The organism is Streptomyces sp. NPDC001513 (genome assembly GCF_042894695.1).
GTDB lineage: Bacteria > Actinomycetota > Actinomycetes > Streptomycetales > Streptomycetaceae > Streptomyces.
Genome location: NZ_JBIAVU010000002.1, coordinates 428,017 through 441,786, shown reverse-complemented (window position 1 = coordinate 441,786; position 13,770 = coordinate 428,017). Strand labels below are relative to the sequence as shown.

Genomic DNA, 13,770 nt, shown 5'->3' with positions numbered 1-13,770 from the left:
CGTCGGCCGGTGTCCACTCTCCAGACCCGGCGGGGACCGGCACTGTCCACTGCTGTCCGCGCCTGTCCACCGGGTCCGCCAGGTCCGCCCGATCCGCCCCGCCGGCGGGACGCCGCGGTCGCTACCGCGAGCCGTGCAGCTCCCGTTGCCACAGGGCCTCGCCGAGCAGGTCCAGGCCCTGGCGCAGGTGGCGGCGGTAGGTGCCGTACGGGAGACCGAGGCGGCGGGCGGCGGCCTCCTGGGTGGGCGCACCGGAGAAGTGCCCAGCCGTCAGGGCCTCGCGGGCGCGCACTCCGCGCGGGTCGCGGGCGAGTTCGTCCACGGCCTGGCGCAGCAGGATGCGCAACTCCTCGACGGGATCGGCGAAGTCGGCCGCGAGACGCGTACGCATCAGGGCGCAGGCGGCGAAGGCGCCCGGGTCGCGCCAGTGCGCCAACGCCTCGCGCACGGCCTGGTCGAACGCGGTGCGCGAGAGGGCGGACGGGCCGGCCGGAACCGTTTCGTCGGGGGCCGCTATGAAGTGCAGCAGCCACGTCTCCACGGGGAGCCGGCGCCAGTCGACGGCGAACAGCCCGTACGTGTACTCCCCGACGCGCGGGCGGGCCCCGGTGTCGGCGAGCGTGCCCTTGACGCGCTCGGCCCACGTCTCGGCGTCCCGGAAGACGGCGAAGCCGAAGGCGCGGCCGCGGGCACGGGCCGACTCCGCCTGGGCTCGGGAACTGCTCAAGTCGATGACGCGCGAGGGTACTTGGTACTGCTCGGGGTAGATCGAGAAGCGGCTTATCCCGATGTGTTCGCCGGGGCTCACCGGGGCGGTGGCCTCGGTGTGGCGCCACGCGGCGGCGACGACGGGATCGGTCGCGAGGTCCTCGGGGTCGGGGGGCGCCGGCAGGGCCAGCCGGGCCGTGAAGGCCACGACCCGGCCCGTGCTCACGAGACGGTAGACGCTGAAGGCCTGCGGCTGGCGCTGCGCCCAGTAGCGGACCAGTTCCGCGGAAGCGGGGCCCTCGGTCTCCTCGGCCATCCGCAGTACGGTGTCGAGGTCCTCCGGTTGCAGCGGACGGTCGTGGACCTCGTCCTCGCGGGACCAGGTACGCAGCCGGGCCAGGGTCTCGCCCTCGCGGAAGAGGTAGAAGAGCTCGTCGGTGACGGTCCACACCCGCTCCTCGGGTGCCTCGCGCAGGATGCGCAGGTACTCGTCGGCCAGGCGCTGGCGCATCGTCTCGAACGCGTTGGGGGCGCGCCAGCGCAGGTCGGCGGCCAGCGTCTCGCGTGCGGCGTCGTGCGGGTGGAGCCCCTGGTGCGTGGACTCCATGAAGGGCAGCTCCCTCAGCCAGGAGAAGAGCGGATGGGCGTCCTCCTCGGGCAGTACCGCGGCGAGCAGTTCCTCGGACGTCGAGTGGGCCTGCGCCGCGACCTCCAGGGCGCGGCGGTGGGCGGCCGTGGGCACCTCGCCGATCAGCCCCGCCAGCAGGGTCCGCAGGACGTCCGCCGACGGGGCCCAGATCTCATCCCGGGCGAAGGCCTCCGAACCGGCCGCGGCCGCGAGGGACAGGGCCAAGGGGTTGCCGCCGGCGAAGCGGAGCACCCGGTCGCGCAGTTCGGGCCGGATCTGCGCCGCGACCAGCAGACCGCGGGCCTGTTCCGCGGAGAACGGCTCCAGTTCGCTCACGTGCAGGAGCTGGGACCAGGCGGGATCGGCGGTCCACTGCGGCTGCGGAGCGCGCCGTCCGGCCAGGACCACCAGGGTGTCCTCCGCGGCGCGGGGCAGGAAGTGGTGCCAGAGCCAGCTCTCCAGCCACTGGCAGTGCTCGAAGGAGTCCACGAACAGGACCGTGCCCGGAACGTCCAGGAACGGTCCGGCGGCGTGCTCGAATTCGGCCGGGTCCCGGCCGACGAACCGGCCGTCGAGTTCGACGAGCAGCCGGCCGGCCGCACGGGCGCGGTCCGCCAGGCACCGCAGCAGCGTCGACTTCCCGATGCCGCCCGGCCCGCACACGTAGAACGCGAACGGCGCCTGCGGATCGCCGGCCAGTGCCTCCCCGAAGCGTCCGAGTTCCTCGTCCCGGCCGATGAAGGCGCCCACGCGCGCCCTGCTGAGTCTTTCTCCCACGGACACCATGGCGGTTTCCATCCTCCTTGTTCCGGCGCCGGACCTCCCTGCCCGAAGGCACGGAGAGCGCTCTCTTTGTGGGTCGGTTCCTCCGTCGGAGATTCCAACGGGGTTACTGCTCATGTCACTTGATGCTGCCGAGGTTTCCGTCGTCGGGGTGGCCGGTGACCAGGAGGGTGGTCTCTTCGACGCACTGGAAGCGGCCGTCGGGAGCCATCCGGGCGAAAAGGTAGACCTCGGTGCTGGAGGTGCGCCCGTTGTCCCGGGTGATGGTGACCGTGTGGCGGTCGGCGTAGCGCGGTCCGTCACGCAGTTCGTCGTGGACCTCTATGTGTCCGCTGCGCACCAGAGTGCGCAGGCGCGTCATGTGCTGCACGAAGGCGGCCCGGTCGCTCCACACACCGTCGGTGCGCTGGCGGTAGTCGGGGGTGAAGTGCCGGTCCACGGCTTCGGTGAGGTCGAGGCCCGGGGTGAACAGCAGGTCGTTGATGGCTCTGGTGATGTCGGTGGATGTCATCGTCGTCTCGCCTGGGGAGTGGGGGGTGGGCAGGTCAGGCCCTCGGAACCGGGGCGGACGGCGCGAGGCCGGCCCCGGCGGAAACCGCCCTGCAAGACGGAGTTCAGCCATGGCCGGTTCCACCCGCGGGGACGGGAGTGAAGTCCAGCGACAGGGAGACCGGCCCCCGGGTGTACAGGCCGGTCTCCCGGTAGTGGAAGCCGGGGCTGTAGCGGACCTCGTCGAGCAGGGGCAGGAGCATCGCGGCGACGGTCTCGATCTCGGCGCGCGCGAAGGCCGCGCCGACGCACTGGTGCAGTCCGGTGCCGAAGGCCAGGTGCTGGGCGGCCGCCGTGAAGGAGCGGGCGGTGCCGAGGTCCGGGCGGTGGATGTCGAAGGTGTCCGGGGCGGTGAAGGCGTCGGGGTCGCGGTTGGCCGCGCCGATCATGCAGAAGACGGTGGCGCCCGCCGGGACGGTCGTGCCCGCGAACACGGAGTCCTCGTCCGCCTGGCGGGGAATGAGCTGGACCGGCGGGGTGAAGCGCAGGGTCTCGGCGATCGCGGCGGGCAGCAGGTCCGGGTCCCGGCGGACCTGCGCCAGCTGCTCGGGGTGGTCGATCAGGTGCTTGAAGAGCAGGGCGAGGGTCTTGTCCGCGGGCTCGGTGGCGGCGGCCAGCACGTTGATGACCAGGGCGGTGACGTCGCGGTTGCTCATGGCGATGCCGTCGAACTCGGCGGTGCACAGCTTCGATATCACGTCCTCGCCGGGGTGGCGGCGACGCTGTTCGATGACGGGGACGAGGTAGGCCTCCAACTGCTCCGCGCAGTCGATGCAGTGCCGGCGGCGCTCGGGGGTGAGCGTCATGCTGGTGATGAACTCGGCGACCCCGCTGTGCCAGGCGGCCACCTGCCTCCAGTCCGCTCTGTCCAGACCGAGGACATCGAGCGTCACGTGGACGGCCAGGGGCTTTCCGAGGTCGTTGACGAGGTCCATCCGGCCCAGCGGGAGGTACGGGGCCATGAGTTCGGCGGCGTTGGCGTGGACGGCGCGTATCTGGTCCTGCAGGGCCGGGCCGGTGAAGCCCCGGACGACGATCTTCCGCTTGGCGGTGTGCTCGGCTCCGGTCATCTGGGCGAGGACCGGCCCGCGCATCACCGGCTCGGCGCGCACCTGCAGCGTCTCGGTGGTGAATGCCTCGTGGTCGGTCAGGACCCGTTTGACGTCCTCGTACCGGGAGAGGAACCAGCTGTCGATCGCCGGCTCGTAGTGCACCGGGGCCTGCTCCCTCAGCTGGGCGAAGTAGCGGTGGGGCGCGGCGGCGAAGTCATCGGACAGGACGCTGAAACGGGAACCGACCAGGGGCATGGTGAAGGCCTCTCGACGTGCGCGGCGCGCGGCGCGCGGTGCGCGGAAGGAGCGGGAGCCGGGGGTGCCACGGACCGGGAGGACGCTTCCCCGCGCCCGGTCACGTGCGGCAGGCGGACGATCATCTCATCACGCTGCCGCGTCCCACTGAAGCCCGTTGCCCCGCCAATGCCTTCAGGGGCTGGCTCGTAGTCGCGTAAAAGGGGCCGTTCCGGAGGAATCCGAAACGGCCCCTGGGTCGGGTCCGGGAGCAGTGCGCGCGGGGGAGGGGTCAGATGATGCCCTCGGCGATCTCGGCCTGTTCGCGGGCGGTGCCGTAGGCCGACGGGGTTCCGTACGAGCGGCGGGCGGCGTACCACCAGGCGCTGGCCAGGACCAGGACGACCGCGAGGGCGATCACGGCGTAGTTCATCGAGTCGATCGTGACCGGCGACTTCTGCGGCAGGCAGAACAGAACGGTGACGACGGCCACCCAGACGACGGCGGTCCAGCCGATCGGCTTGCTCCAGCGGCCCAGGTTCCACGGGCCCGGCTGGAACCGGTTGCCGGCGCGCAGGCGCAGGTAGATCGGGATGGCGTAGGCCGGGGTGATGCCGATGACGTTGATGGCGGTCACGGCCCCGTAGGCGGTGGCGGAGTACAGGGACGGGAGGGCCAGGACGCCCGCGACGACGACGGAGAGCCAGACGGCCGGGACCGGGGTCTGCGTGCGGCTGCTGACCTTGCGCCACAGGGTGGAGCCGGGGAGCGCGTTGTCGCGGCTGAAGGCGAAGACCATCCGGCTCGCGGCGGCGACCTCGGCGTTGCCGCAGAAGAGCTGGGCGACGATGACGACGAGGAGCAGGGCGGTGGCGCCTCCGGAGCCCAGGGCGTCGAGGAAGATCTGGGCCGGCGGGACGCCGGTGGCGCTGCCCTGGACGGCCGCGTAGTCCTGGATGGCGAAGGTGAGGCCGGCGAGCAGCGCGAACCCGGCGATCCAGGAGACCCAGATGGCCCGGACGATGCCCTTGGCGGCGGAGACGGAGGCGTTGGAGGTCTCCTCCGAGAGGTGCGCGGAGGCGTCGTACCCGGAGAACGTGTACTGGGCGAGCAGCAGGCCGACGGCCGCGACGTAGAACGGGTTGGCCCACCCGGTGTCGTTGACGAACTCGGTGAAGACGAACGAGGGCGACTGGTGGTGGTCGGGTACGAAGGCCAGGGCGCCGACGATCACGGCGACGCCGGCCAGGTGCCACCAGACGCTGACGGAGTTGAGCACGCTGACGAGGCGGACGCCGAAGAGGTTGAGCACGGCGTGCAGCAGCAGGATGGCCAGGAAGATCAGGAAGGTCGAGCCGGCGGTGGGCACGAAGCCGAACTGGAGGTTCAGGAAGGCGCCGGTGAACAGGGCGGCGCCGTAGTCGATGCCGGCGATGGCGCCGAGCAGGCCGAGCAGGTTGAGCCAGCCGGTGTACCAGCCCCAGCGGCGTCCGCCGAGCCGGTCGGCCATGTAGTAGAGCGCTCCCGAAGTGGGGTAGGCGCTGGTCACCTCGGCCAGGGCGAGACCCACGCAGAGGACGAAGAGGCCGACGCCGACCCAGCCCCACATCATCACGGCCGGACCGCCGGTGCCCAGGCCGAAGCCGTAGAGGGTCATGCAGCCGGACAGGACGGAGATGACCGAGAAGCTGATCGCGAAGTTGCCGAAGCCGCCCATCCGGCGGGCGAGGACGGGCTGGTAGCCGAGTTCCCTGAGTCGTTCCTCCTCGTCCAGCCGGGGCGGGGCCTTGCGGTCCTGGCGGACGGTCGGCGCGGTTCGGGACATGAGGAGGTACCTCCGGGGGGTCTTGGAGCGCGGGGACGGGGGCGGGGGGTGGGGCGGTGAGTCGGCGGGGCCCCGGGGACAGCGGGACCGTGGGGGAGTGGGACGTGGGGGGAGCGGGCCGCGGGGGAGCGGCGGTCAGTTCCGGCCGGCGAGGCTGCGGGAGCGGGCCTGCAGGAAGACCTCCACGGCCAGTTCCTGGTCGGCCGGGTCACGGGTCCGGTAGGCCCACGGCAGCGTGGTCCAGTACCGGTCGATCACGTCGAAGACCTGGGCCGCCTCGTCGAACCGGGTGGCTCCCCACAGGGCGTGGGCGAGGTGGTTCAGGTCCAGCGGGGACGCGCGGCGCAGGTCGGCGTACCGGAACCAGGTGTCCAGGGCGTGGCCGGCGTCACGGACGGAGTCCTCGGCGACCCAGTGCAGGTCGAGCGCCCGCTCCTGGCCGCGCTCGCGGCGGTAGCGCTCGATGCTCAGATAGAGCGGCAGGAGGTGCACGGCGGAGCCGGGCGATGCCGAACCGGCCGCCCAGTGCACGAAGTTGGCGGCCTCGGCGAGCGGTCCGGGGGTGCCCGCGCACACGAACTGGAGCATCCGGTGGTACGCCTCGCGGTTGTGCGGATCACGCTTGTCGGCCTGCGCGAGGATGCCCCAGGGGCCCGCGGGCAGCATCACGGCGGGCGCCCGGAGCCGGTGCTCGTCCATGGAGCGGTGTTCGTCGAGGGAGGCGAGGGCGAGCAGGCAGACCCAGGGCACGGGGTCGGCGGGGCTGGCCTCGGCGGTGTCACGGCAGGCCTCCCAGGCCTCCCGCCACAGCTCGCGGGTGCGCGGGTGTCGCGCGCGGTGGGCACGGACGGCCCGTTCGACGACGACACGGGTGTGCATGACGGAGGCGGCGACGCTGCGCGGTTCCTCGGCGCGCCAGGCCTGGACCACGTCCGAGCCGGCGGCGACCGCGGCGAGCACCTGGGTGCGCTGGGTCCACAGCCCCCAGCCGTCCGTCCGGTCCAGTAACTGGGCCATCGACACCCAGCGGCCGGTGCGCAGGTCCTGTACGGCGACGCGCAGCTCGTTGTCGTGGCCGGCGGGATGGTAGACGGGCCGGAAGTCGCCGCCCGCCATCACCTCGTCCCGGTCGACGGGTGGCCGGGACGGGCGCGTCTTGCGGTCGTCGTGGTCATCGGTCCTCGCATCGCATGGCCTTCGCGCCTGGTGATCGGCGATCACTATAGATCGAGTGTGAGCGCCAGGTGCATGGAACCTTTCAAATACAACTATCAAGCCACGTACGGCATATGAATTTGCGTCAGATTCGCTGCCCGGCGACCGCGGCCCGCACGGGTGGATCTTGACGGGCGGCGTCCGCTGGTGAAGGCTGCCGGGCGACGCTCACACGCATGCCGATACCAGGGACGGAGTGGTGATGACGGGCCCGGTGCTCGCTGTGGACCAGGGCACGTCGGGAACCAAGGCCCTCGTCGTCTGTCCCGTACGCGGGGTCATCGGCTCCGCCTCCGCCCCCGTGCGGCCCCGGTACCTGCCCGGCGGCCGCGTGGAGGTCGACCCCCGCGAGCTGCTGGACTCGGTCCTCGACGCGGGCCGCGCCGCCCTGGCCGCGGCCGGCGAGCCGGTGGTGGCGGTGGGCCTGGCCAACCAGGGCGAGACCGTGCTCGCCTGGGACCCGGCGAGCGGTGAGCCGCTGACCGACGCGATCGTCTGGCAGGACCGCCGCGCCGAGCAGCTGTGCATGGAACTGGCCCCGCACGCCGAGTCGTTGCGGGAGCGGACGGGACTGCCGCTGGACCCCTACTTCGCCGCGCCGAAGATGGCCTGGATACGCCGCAGCCTCACCCGGCAGGGAGTCGTCACCACCAGCGACGTGTGGCTGGTGCACCGGCTCACCGGCGGCGCCTTCGTCACCGACGCGGCGACCGCGGGCCGCACCCAGCTGCTCGACCTCGACACCGTCGACTGGTCGCCGGCCGCGCTCGACGCCTTCGGCCTCACCGGCGAGCGGCTGCCGGAAGTCGTCGACGCGGACACCCACGTCGCCGTGACCAGTGCCTTCGGGCCCCCGCTGCCCCTCACGGGACTGCTCGTCGACCAGCAGGCCGCGCTCCTCGCCCAGCGCGTGACCGAGCCCGGCACCGCCAAGTGCACCTACGGAACCGGGGCGTTCCTCCTCGCGCAGACCGGCCCGCTGCCCCGGCGCAGCACCTCCGGGCTGGTCGGCTGCGTCGCCTGGCGGCTCGGCGGGCAGACCAGCTACTGCCTGGACGGACAGGTGTACACGGCCGCCTCCGCCGTGCGGTGGCTCACCGACCTCGGGGTGATCTCCGGCGCCGCGGACATCGACGTCGTGGGAGGCAGCGCCCCGGACGCCGGCGGCGTCACCTTCGTCCCCGCACTCGCCGGCCTCGCCGCCCCGTGGTGGCGGGGCGACCTGCGCGGTTCGGTCACCGGCCTCGGTCTCGACACGACCGCCGGGCACCTCGTGCACGCGCTGTGCGACGGCATAGCCGCGCAGGTGGCGGAGCTCGCGGACGCGGTCGCCGCCGATCTCGGCGCGCCCCTGACCACCCTGCGCGTCGACGGCGGCCTGACCCGGTCCGCGCTGCTCATGCAGGCACAGGCCGATCTGCTGCAGATCCCCGTCGAGGTGTCGGCGCTGCCGGACGCCACCGCCCTCGGCGTCGGGGCGGTCGCCCGGCTCGGGCTCGACCCCTCGCTCACCGTGCACGAGGCCGTCCCGGAGTGGAAGCCGTCCGCCGTCTACGAGCCGAGGGCCGGCTCGGCCGACGCCGCGGAGCGCCGCGCACGGTTCCGGACGGCGGTGTCGGCCCTGCTCGACGGCCCGGCATGACGGTCACCACCAGCGGCCCGCTGCCGGGCGGCCCCGCCTATGACGTGACGGTCGTCGGCGCCGGCGTCGTGGGCTCGGCCATCGCCCGCGAACTGGCCCGGCTCCCCCTGCGGATCGCCCTGGTCGATGCCTCCGACGACGTCGGCAACGGCACCTCCAAGGCCAACACCGCCATCCTCCACACCGGTTTCGACGCCGTGCCCGGCTCCCTGGAGTCCCGGCTCGTCCGGGAGGGGCAGCGGCTGCTCGCCTCGTACGCCGCCGACAGCGGCATCCCCGTGGAACCGCTCGGGGCGCTGCTCGTCGCCTGGAACGAGGAGCAGCTCGCCGCCCTGCCGGGGCTCGCCGAGAAGGCCGTGCGCAACGGCTACCGCACGGCCCGGATCCTCCCGGCCGGGGAGGTCCGGGCCCGCGAGCCGGAGCTCGGGCCCGGGGTACTGGGCGCGCTCCACGTGCCGGACGAGTCGATCATCTGCCCCTGGACGACCACCCTCGCGTACGCGACGCAGGCCGTCCGCGCCGGCGTCCACCTGCACCTCGACTGCCCCGTACGGTCCGTCGCCCCGGGCGATCCGCACGTACTGGCCACCGGGCGCGGCCCGCTGCGCACCCGGCACCTGGTCAACGCGGCGGGCCTGTACGCCGACGAGATCGACCGGTTGCTCGGGCACGCGGACTTCACCGTGACGCCCCGGCGCGGCCAGCTGATCGTCTTCGACGAACTCGCCCGCGGCCTCGTACGCCACATCCTGCTGCCGGTGCCGGACGCGCGCGGCAAGGGGGTGCTGGTGACGCCGACCGTGTACGGGAACGTGATGCTCGGGCCGACCGCCGAGGACCTGGACGACAAGACCGCCACCGGATCCACCGCCGAAGGGCTCGCGCTGCTGCGGGAGAAGGGCCGACGGATCCTGCCGGCGCTCCTGGAGGAGGAGGTCACCGCCGTGTACGCGGGGCTGCGGGCGGCCACCGGACAGGAGGACTACGCGATCCGGGCGCATCCCGCGCAGCGGTACGTGAGCGTCGGCGGGATCCGGTCCACCGGGCTGACCGCCTCGATGGCGATCGCCGCCCACGTGGTGGAGCTGCTCGCCGAGGGCGGCCTGCCGGTGGCCGGCGCCCGGGAGTTGGAGCAGGTGCGGATGCCGAACCTCGGCGAGGCGTTCCCCCGGCCCTACCGCGACGCGGCGCTGATCGCGGCGGACCCGGAGTACGGCCGGATCGTCTGCCACTGCGAGCGCGTGACCCGCGGGGAGATACGCGACGCGCTCGCCGGGACCGTCCCGCCCGGTTCGGTGGACGGCCTGCGGCGGCGCACGCGCGCCCGGGGCGGCCGCTGCCAGGGCTTCCACTGCGGGGCCGCCGTCCGCGCGCTGTTCGAGGAGGCACGCCGGTGAACCGTACGGCCGAGGTGCCGATCGAGGTGCCGATCGACGTACTGGTCGACGTACTGGTCGTCGGCGCCGGCCCCGCCGGACTGGCCCTGGCCGCCCGGCTGGCGGAGGCGGGCGCCGGGCGGGTCGAGGTCCTGGAACGCGAGCCGGAGCCGGGCGGAATGCCGCGCCACCTCCACCACGGCGGCTTCGGCCGGCCACCGCGCCCCTGGCTGCGGGGTCCCGCGTACGCCCGGCGGTCGGTGCGGGCGGCCGTCGCCGCCGGGGCCGCGGTCCGCACCGGTGTCACCGCCACCGGCTGGGCCGGACCGCTGTCCCTGGAGACCACGAGCCCGGCGGGTCTGAAGCGGATCACGGCCCGCGCCGTGGTCCTCGCCACCGGCGCCCGGGAGCGCCCCCGCAGCGCCCGGCTGGTGCCGGGCTCCCGCCCGCAGGGCGTGCTCACCACCGGAGAGCTGTTCCAGTCGGTCCACCGGTACGGCCTGCCCGTCGGCCGGCGGGCCGTGGTCGTGGGCGCCGAGCCGGTGGCCCGGCACGCGGTGGGCACGCTGCGCCGGGCGGGTACGGACGTGGTGGCGATGGTCACGGAGCGCCCGCGCGCCGTCGCCGTACCGGGGGTGCCGCTGCTCACGGCGACCACGGTGGGCGAACTGCGCGGCCGCGGCCGGCTGACCGGTGTGGCCGTCCGCCACCGGGACGGCCGGTCGGGGATCCTCGCCTGTGACACGGTGGTCTTCACCGGCGACTGGATCCCCGATCACGAGCTGGCCCGCCGTGGCGGCATCCTCCTCGACCCCGGCACCCGGGGCCCCGGCGTGGACGCGTCGTTCCGTACCTCGGCCCCGGGTGTCTTCGCGGTCGGCAACGCCCTCCACGGCATCGAAAGCGCGGCTACCGCGGCCGGGGAGGGAGCCGCCGCGGCGGCCCCGGTACTGGCCCACCTGGCGGGCGCCCCCTGGCCGGAGCCCGGCCCCCCGATGGAGGTCCGGGCCCCGCTCCTGTGGGTGACGCCGAACCGGGTCACGGGCACCGCCGGGCGGCCGCTGCTGCTGCGGTCCGGGGAACCGCTGACCGCCCCGGTGGTGACGGTGGGCCAGGACGGCCGCCCGCTGTGGCGGCGCCGGGTCGTGGGCCCGGTGTCCCCGTCCCGGTCCCTGCGGCTGCCCCCGGACTGCACGGCCCGGGTCGACCCGAAGGGCGGTCCGGTCGTGCTGACCGTCGGCTGACGCGGGCCCACCGCCGCGGGCCGGCGTCAGCCGACCCGCGACGGCCGGGGCGTCAGGAGGACTGGTCCGTGAGGATCGCCGGGTCCGACAGGCCGGCCGCGCCCGTCTCCACCTTGCCCGCGAAGCGGCGCCGGAAGTCCGGGGCCTCGGACGCGGTGACCGTCACGTCGTACCAGCGCCGCGTGTTCTTCAGCGAGACGCTGTACGTGACCGTCGCGCCCTTGGCGACCGTGAGGCGCTTCGGCCCGCCGCCGTAGGAGTTGGTGACCGTCAGGGTGGCGGTCGACGCCCCGGCGTTGGTGAGGGTGAGGTCCAGGTTCCCGGTGGCGGCGTTGTGGCGGGCGGTGACCTCGGGGCCGGGGGTCGTGCCGGGGTTGCGGAAGCCGCGCAGGAAGCCGTTGGGGCCGTGCACGGTCAGGTCGGTGACCCCGGCCGAGTACGTGGTGTTCCAGGTGTCCCCGATCGACTTGCCGGCCTCGGTGGTGTACGTCCACGGCGCGTCGGTGCGGTTGCCGGAGGTGACGTAGAACTGCGCGCCCAGGTCCGGGCCGCCGCCGAAGGTCAGCCGGAACTTGCCCTCCGCGACGAGCGCCGTGCCGTCCACGTACGGGGCGTACTTCAGCGCACGGGTGGGACGCAGGCCCTTCTCCTGGCGCGGCATGACGCCCACGGCCGGCGGGGTGGCCCGGAAGTCGGGGTGGCGCTCGCGGTCCTGCGGGAAATAGAGGCCCGTGTCGGGCAGCGGGGCCGGGACGGTGTCCTTGCGGGCGAAGTCGAAGGCGGAGGTGAGGTCACCGCAGACGGCGCGGCGCCACGGCGAGATGTTCGGCTCGGTCACCCCGAACCGCTGCTCCATGAACCGGATGACGGAGGTGTGGTCGAAGGTCTCGGAGCAGGAGTAGCCGCCGGTGCTCCACGGGGAGACCACGAGCATCGGCACGCGCGGGCCCAGGCCGTACGGTCCGGCGACGTAGCCGGGCTTGCCGGGGAAGACGTCCAGGGCGGTGGGCGCGGTCGAGAGGCCCTGGGTGGCGCTCGCGGGGGCGTACGGCGGGACGACGTGGTCGAAGAAGCCGTCGTTCTCGTCGTAGGTGATGAACAGCGCGGTACGGGCCCACACGTCCGGGTTGGAGGTGAGGGCGTCCAGGACCTGCGAGATGTACCAGGCGCCGTAGTTGGACGGCCAGTTGGAGTGCTCGCTGAACGCCTCGGGGGCGGCGATCCAGGAGATTTGGGGGAGGGTGCCGGCCGCGACGTCGGCGCGCAGCTGGTCGAAGTAGCCCTCGCCGGCCTTGGCGTTCGTGCCGGTGCGGGCCTTCTCGTACAGCGCGTCGCCCGGCTTGGCGCCCCGGTAGTTGTTGAAGTAGAGCAGCGAGTTGTCGCCGTAGTTGCCGCGGTAGGCGTCGTTGATCCAGCCCCAGGAGCCGGCGGCGTCGAGGCCGTCGCCGATGTCCTGGTAGACCTTCCAGGAGATCCCGGCCGTCTCCAGCCGCTCCGGGTAGGTGGTCCAGCCGTAGCCCGCCTCGGCGTTGTTGAGGACCGGGCCGCCGCCCTTGCCGTCGTTGCCCGTGTAGCCCGACCAGAGGTAGTAGCGGTTGGGGTCCGTGGAGCCGATGAACGAGCAGTGGTACGCGTCGCAGATGGTGAAGGCGTCCGCCAGGGCGTAGTGGAAGGGGATGTCCTCGCGCGTCAGGTGGGCCATGGTGGTGGCCGTCTTGGCGGGTACCCAGTTGTCGTACTTGCCCTTGTTGAAGGCGCTCTGTCCGCCCGCCCAGTCGTGGTTCAGGCCCTGGAGGAACTCCATGCCGAGGTCGTCGGACGGCGGACGGAAGGGCAGCGTCTCCTTGCCGGCGTTGTCGGTCTGGTGGAAGACGGACTTGCCGCTGGGCAGGGTCACCGGGCGCGGGTCGCCGAAGCCGCGGACGCCGCGCATCGCGCCGAAGTAGTGGTCGAAGGAACGGTTCTCCTGCATGAGCACCACGATGTGCTCCACGTCGGCGATGGTGCCGGTGGTGCCCTGCGCGGGGATGGCGGCGGCGCGGGCGATGCTGTCGTTCAGCATCGTCAGGGCGGTGGCGCCGCCGGCGAGCTGCAGGAAGCGGCGGCGGTTGAGTTCTGCCATGGCGGGAACGACCTCTGCGGTTGAGGGTGGTTGAGCGCCCTCAGCAGAGCGCGCCCGGGGTACCGGAGGGGGAGCCTGGCGTGACGATGGCGCATACGCCAGGCGAACGGCAGTCGGATTCCGGCGGAGTTCGGCCGGAACCCGCCGGCAGGGTCGGGTGGACCGGGGGCCGGGCCGGCGGGTGGGTGAGCCGGCGGCGGGCAGACGGGCGGTCCGGTGCTCCGGTACGGCTGGTTGCCCCGCGTGCCCTGCCTGCCCCGCCTGCCGACTTCCCTCGCCCGCCTGCCCGTCTGCCCGCCCGCACGCTCTCCCTCGCCCGGCCCCGCCCGCCCCCGAGGCGGGGTGTCGCCCGGCGCGCCCGCTCCCCTACAGTGCGTGATGACCGCACCCGG

At 73.5% G+C, this 13,770-nt stretch carries 9 protein-coding genes; 3 read left to right on the top strand and 6 right to left on the bottom strand.

Features of this window, described 5'->3' with window-relative positions; genetic code table 11:
* Positions 1-121 precede the first annotated feature (121 nt).
* The 5 genes from ACFYZ4_RS05580 to ACFYZ4_RS05560 form a co-directional block, all read right to left on the bottom strand.
* Positions 122-2,113, bottom strand: a complete 1,992-nt coding sequence (locus tag ACFYZ4_RS05580) for an ATP-binding protein (RefSeq protein ID WP_390783147.1) — start codon at positions 2,111-2,113, stop codon at positions 122-124.
* A 124-nt stretch (positions 2,114-2,237) separates the two neighbouring features.
* Positions 2,238-2,630, bottom strand: coding sequence for a nuclear transport factor 2 family protein (locus ACFYZ4_RS05575; RefSeq protein WP_384346650.1), 393 nt, complete (start codon positions 2,628-2,630; stop codon positions 2,238-2,240).
* Positions 2,631-2,733: 103 nt separating this feature from the next.
* Entirely contained in the window at positions 2,734-3,975 is a 1,242-nt protein-coding gene (locus ACFYZ4_RS05570) for a cytochrome P450, cyclodipeptide synthase-associated (RefSeq protein ID WP_390783146.1), read from the bottom strand.
* A gap of 271 nt (positions 3,976-4,246) precedes the next feature.
* Entirely contained in the window at positions 4,247-5,779 is a 1,533-nt protein-coding gene (locus ACFYZ4_RS05565; protein ID WP_390783145.1) for an amino acid permease, read from the bottom strand.
* A 135-nt stretch (positions 5,780-5,914) separates the two neighbouring features.
* Positions 5,915-6,895, bottom strand: coding sequence for a hypothetical protein (locus tag ACFYZ4_RS05560; protein WP_351298205.1), 981 nt, complete (start codon positions 6,893-6,895; stop codon positions 5,915-5,917).
* Between the two features lie 301 nt (positions 6,896-7,196).
* Between ACFYZ4_RS05560 and ACFYZ4_RS05555 the strand changes: the two genes are divergently transcribed.
* From ACFYZ4_RS05555 to ACFYZ4_RS05545, 3 genes are read left to right on the top strand one after another with little or no spacing between them, the layout of a single operon-like run.
* Positions 7,197-8,636 (top strand): FGGY family carbohydrate kinase, encoded by a 1,440-nt coding sequence (locus ACFYZ4_RS05555; RefSeq protein WP_390783144.1) that lies wholly within the window; start codon positions 7,197-7,199, stop codon positions 8,634-8,636.
* Positions 8,633-10,033 (top strand): FAD-dependent oxidoreductase, encoded by a 1,401-nt coding sequence (locus tag ACFYZ4_RS05550; protein ID WP_390783143.1) that lies wholly within the window; start codon positions 8,633-8,635, stop codon positions 10,031-10,033. Before ACFYZ4_RS05555 ends, ACFYZ4_RS05550 begins: the two co-directional genes overlap by 4 nt.
* Positions 10,030-11,256 (top strand): NAD(P)/FAD-dependent oxidoreductase, encoded by a 1,227-nt coding sequence (locus tag ACFYZ4_RS05545; protein ID WP_390783142.1) that lies wholly within the window; start codon positions 10,030-10,032, stop codon positions 11,254-11,256. The genes ACFYZ4_RS05550 and ACFYZ4_RS05545 overlap by 4 nt, the downstream gene beginning before the upstream one ends.
* Positions 11,257-11,308: 52 nt before the next feature.
* Here the strand turns inward: ACFYZ4_RS05545 and ACFYZ4_RS05540 are convergent, their stop codons facing one another.
* On the bottom strand, positions 11,309-13,378 hold the full coding sequence (locus tag ACFYZ4_RS05540; protein WP_390783141.1) for a phosphocholine-specific phospholipase C: 2,070 nt from the start codon (positions 13,376-13,378) through the stop codon (positions 11,309-11,311).
* Positions 13,379-13,770: the final 392 nt, after the last annotated feature.